We start from the raw sequence: 2,271 nt of genomic DNA on the forward strand, positions 1-2,271 counted from the left end.
GGAATAATCATCCTTCCACCATCAGTAAGCTGATCAATAAGTGATTTTGGAATTTTCTCTGGGGCACAGGTAACTATTACACCATGAAAAGGCGCTTTTTCCGGCCAGCCTTTATATCCATCACCAATCTTTACAGAAATGTTCTTGTAAGCCATCTCCTCCAATCTCTCCCGAGCAGCTTCACCCAAACCAGGAATTACCTCTATTGTATACACCTCTCTCACAATCCCTGCCAGCATAGCTGCTTGATAACCCGAGCCTGTTCCTATCTCTAATACCTTATCTTCTGCAGAGAGATCTAAAGCTTCGGTCATAAATGCCACTATATATGGCTGTGAAATTGTCTGGCCCTCTCCAATTGGAAGAGGTCTATCATCATAGGCAGATTCCCTTCTGTTTTCAGGTACAAAAAGGTGTCGAGGCACCTTCCTTATAGCCTCAATAAGCTGCGTATCTTTTATTCCCCTGGATAGTATCTGATTAGCGATCATTGTTTCCATACGATCAGGAAATAGATTTTTGATGTGAACCATCGAATATTGTCTAAAAAATAAGTAGCAAAAGGAAAAAAAATTATGTTATTTTAATTATGGTAATCTCAAAATAATAGTATAGTATCAAATTATTACCTCCTGTTTAAAGGGAAAGTTTTATTTTCCATGAGCTACACTGTATATTTTCGCCTTTATGAAGAGCTGAGTGATTATCTTCCTGTGAGTAAGAGAAAAACAATTTTCAGCCTATCTCTAAAAAGTCCAACCACCATTGATGAGGCAATTTGCTCTCTGGGAGTGCCACTTGAAGAGGTTGATCTTGTTCTTGTCAACAGCGAATCAGTTCCCTTTGACCATATTATTGCTGAGGGAGATAAAATCAGTATATACCCTATTTTTGAGTCCTTGGATATTAGCAGTGTAACAAGACTTAGAGATAAACCTTTAATTAAATACTCTAAAAATTCAAAAAAGTATACACCTTGAAAGGAGTTTAAAATGGCACGAAAAAAGATTAATGAAACTACAAGGCAAAAGGTTATAAAGGCCCATGCAAATGGACAATCCATGAGAAAAATAGCCAATGAATTTTCAATAGGTCTCGCGAGCGTACATAGAATAGTGAAAGAGAAAGAACTACAAAAAGGTCAAAAAAAGGGAGCAAAAAAGGAGATCAATATTGAAAGACAAAAAAGGATACAAGCGCTTGAAAAAAGAATAGCTGAACTTGAGAAAAAGATTACCAAACTCGGAGTCAAAAAAAGGTAATGGAGAAAATAGCAAAAAATCCCACTATTTTTATTCACGGACAAGAAAGCAGCAGCCAGGGTAACAAGGCAGTATTTTTTCAAGCCCTTTTTCCGAAGATGATTATCCCAGACTTTGTGGGTGATGTATCAACCAGGATGTCAAAACTGAACAAAATCCTTATAGATAAAAAGGGGATAATTATGATAGGTTCTTCTTTAGGGGGATTAATGGCTTCCCTCTATGCCTTCCAAAATCAGGATAGAATGAAAAAACTCATTCTCCTTGCCCCAGCAATCAACCTTTCTGATTTCAGCCCATATCTATCGAAAAAGCTCACGCTTCCTGTTTATATCTTTCATGGGGAGAATGACGAGATTATTCCTCTCAGGTCTATACAGGCAATTGCTGAAAAGGTTTTTCCTGATTTAACATTCACCGTGATGGAGGATGACCACCGCCTATCCAAAACATTTACCTCAATTGACTGGCCCCAACTCATTGGCCTTTAGGCTTCTAACTCCACATTCCAATAAATATAGTCCCTCCATGACTGTGGTGTATGCTTAAAATGTAATGTGACCTTTAAAATAGGTAACCATTCAGGCATGCTTGGTTTCTTGATCAAGACCATTGAAGCTTCTGAGGGAACCCTCCCCCCTTTCTTTCTGTTACACTTAATGCAGCAGGTAACAACATTTGTCCATTCTGTCTTACCTCCATGTGCCCTGGGCAACACATGATCCCACGTAAGCTCATCCGGAGTGAGTCTCTTGCCGCAGTACTGACACTTGTGATTATCTCGAATATAAATATTCTGTCTACTAAACCTTACTGGTATCTTTGGCCTTTTTACAAATCTTAAAAGTCGGACAACCGCGGGCAACTTAATGGCAAAACTGACTGAATGGACTTCCCTGGTATATTCTTCAATTACTTCAACTTTACCCAGGGTGAGCATGATAATTGCCTTCTTCCAGTTGATGACCTTAAGAGGCTCAAACGTGATATTTAAAAGCAGTACCTGTTC

At 38.7% G+C, this 2,271-nt stretch carries 5 protein-coding genes; 3 read left to right on the top strand and 2 right to left on the bottom strand.

All coding sequences use genetic code 11. From position 1 onward, the window contains the following. On the bottom strand, nucleotides 1-533 hold a 533-nt coding region (locus VMW81_00475; GenBank protein ID HUU49421.1), incomplete at its 3' end, for a protein-L-isoaspartate(D-aspartate) O-methyltransferase. Between the two features lie 126 nt (nucleotides 534-659). Between VMW81_00475 and VMW81_00480 the strand changes: the two genes are divergently transcribed. The 3 genes from VMW81_00480 to VMW81_00490 are packed head-to-tail and all read left to right on the top strand — an operon-like array spanning nucleotide 660 to nucleotide 1,753. After that, nucleotides 660-980: a MoaD/ThiS family protein gene (locus VMW81_00480; GenBank protein HUU49422.1), complete on the top strand. Its 321-nt coding sequence runs from the start codon at nucleotides 660-662 to the stop codon at nucleotides 978-980. A 12-nt stretch (nucleotides 981-992) separates the two neighbouring features. Further along, nucleotides 993-1,262: a hypothetical protein gene (locus tag VMW81_00485; GenBank protein HUU49423.1), complete on the top strand. Its 270-nt coding sequence runs from the start codon at nucleotides 993-995 to the stop codon at nucleotides 1,260-1,262. Then, nucleotides 1,262-1,753 (top strand): alpha/beta fold hydrolase, encoded by a 492-nt coding sequence (locus tag VMW81_00490; GenBank protein HUU49424.1) that lies wholly within the window; start codon nucleotides 1,262-1,264, stop codon nucleotides 1,751-1,753. Before VMW81_00485 ends, VMW81_00490 begins: the two co-directional genes overlap by 1 nt. Here the strand turns inward: VMW81_00490 and VMW81_00495 are convergent. Beyond that, a partial coding sequence (locus VMW81_00495; GenBank protein HUU49425.1) for an HNH endonuclease occupies nucleotides 1,750-2,271 on the bottom strand: 522 nt, incomplete at its 5' end. The genes VMW81_00490 and VMW81_00495 overlap by 4 nt on opposite strands.

The organism is Nitrospinota bacterium (assembly GCA_035528715.1).
In the GTDB taxonomy this organism is placed as follows: Bacteria; JADFOP01; JADFOP01; order DATKYB01; family DATKYB01; genus DATKYB01.

Excerpts from the sequence above, each read along its gene's own strand:
- VMW81_00480 (HUU49422.1), top strand. The coding sequence starts at position 660 with ATGAGCTACACTGTATATTTTCGCCTTTATGAAGAGCTGAGTGATTAT.
- VMW81_00485 (HUU49423.1), top strand. The coding sequence starts at position 993 with ATGGCACGAAAAAAGATTAATGAAACTACAAGGCAAAAGGTTATAAAG.
- VMW81_00490 (HUU49424.1), top strand. The coding sequence starts at position 1,262 with ATGGAGAAAATAGCAAAAAATCCCACTATTTTTATTCACGGACAAGAA.